This is a genomic window from Streptomyces sp. NPDC096040, assembly GCF_040303265.1.
GTDB lineage: Bacteria > Actinomycetota > Actinomycetes > Streptomycetales > Streptomycetaceae > Streptomyces.
In genome coordinates this window covers 1-1,575 of record NZ_JBEOTA010000098.1, presented here as the reverse complement: position 1 = coordinate 1,575, position 1,575 = coordinate 1, and the positions used below count along the sequence as shown (strand labels likewise).

Sequence of the window (1,575 nt, the reverse complement as noted above, 5' to 3'; positions counted from 1 at the left end):
CTAGTACTCCAGCAGTACTTCGTGGCTTGACCTGGGGAAACGTCGAGCGGTGGGAGTATAGCGGGCAGGAAGTCGTCACGGACGGCTTCTGCCCGCACGCCCCTCGAAGGAGTGCCCACGACGTCGGTAGTGGCAGCGTCGGGCCACCGCTTGGCGTCGTCGGCGCCAGTGCGACCAGCTCAACACGTGGGTGAGGGGGTGAAGGTCTCGGGGTGTGTGAGCTGCCAGGAGTCGCCGCACTTCTGCCACGGTGAGCTCGATGACCACGGCATCCTCACCGGGGGATCCCCTTTTTCGGCTGCTCGCGCGCTCATCGCAGCGAGGAAGGTGTGGGCGAGCATGGCCAGGGTGATGTGCCGGTACCAGCCGACGTAGCGGCGGACTTCGTACTCGTCCAGGCCGCACTCGTTCTTCGCTGCCTGGAAACACTCCTCGATGGCCCACCGGGCGCCGGCGACGCGCACCAGTTCGTCCACTGCGACATCCAGCGGTGCGTAGCCGAGGTAGTAGGCGATCTCGTCCGGCCGGCTCAAGCTGCGCCGTGCCAGCGCCCACCGTCGACGGATCAACACGCCGTCCTGGTGGTCGTACTCGGCCACTGGGCGCAACTGGACGGCCGCCCAGTCGTATTCGCGCTGTCCCTTCGCGCCCGCGCCGCAGGAACGGCGTTCCCATGCCTGGTCGGGGGCCCGTTCGAAGGCCCTGTCGATGCGTGGGCCGGCCAGGGAGAACTGGGACTTGGGGACGGCGAGAACGTAGCCGACGCCGGATGTTTCCAGCATCCGGCGGAAGCGGTTGTCCTGTCCGTAGGCGGCGTCCGCCGTGACCCAGGCGATCGGCAGCGGCGAGGCCAGCGCCCTGCGGACCATCGTCGCCGCGAGGGTGTTCTTGGTGGCGAACTCACGCGCGTCGGGGACCTTGGCGGCGCGGCAGCGGTCGCGGTCGTCGGTCCAGGACTTGGGCAGGTAGAGCTCGCGGTCCACCAGGGCGCGGCCGGCTGTGCTGGCGTAGGCGGCGAAGACGCCGATCTGGCAGTTCTCGGTGCGGCCGGCGGTGCCGGAGTACTGCCTTTGGACGCCGGCGGAGGTAGTGCCCTTCTTCAGGAACCCGGTGTCGTCGATGATCAGTACCCCGTCGGGGCGGCCGAGGTGTTCGGCGACGTAGGTCTGCAGGTCGTCGCGGATGTCGTCGGGGTTCCAGCGGGCTCGGCAGAGCAGGTGCTGCAGTCCGTCGGGGGTGGCATGGCCGGCGTGTTCGGCAAGTTGCCAGCTGTTTTTTCGGGCCACCGGGGCGAGTAGTGCGCGCACGTAGTCCCGCATGCGGCGGCGTGGTTCGACACGGCCGAAGTGGCGCCCGATGGTGGTGAAGAGGTGGTCCAGGTCGCGGTCCCAGGTCTCGGCTGCCTGTTCGGTGATCACGACCCGAGACTTCCCAGGCCCGGGGCGACCTTGCCGTCGTGGGCACTCCTTCGAGGGGCGTGCGGGCAGAAGCCGTCCGTGACGACTTCCTGCCCGCTACACTCCCACCGCTCGACGTTTCCCCAGGTCAAGCCACGAAGTACTGCTGGAGTACTAG

At 68.4% G+C, this 1,575-nt stretch carries 1 protein-coding gene; it reads right to left on the bottom strand.

Annotation, left to right across the window (positions count from 1 at the left end; translation table 11 throughout):
• Window positions 1-179 precede the first annotated feature (179 nt).
• The gene (locus ABTY98_RS42155) at window positions 180-1,418 is read right to left on the bottom strand and encodes an IS701 family transposase (protein ID WP_502994506.1); all 1,239 of its coding nucleotides are present in this window, start codon (window positions 1,416-1,418) and stop codon (window positions 180-182) included.
• Window positions 1,419-1,575 lie beyond the last annotated feature (157 nt).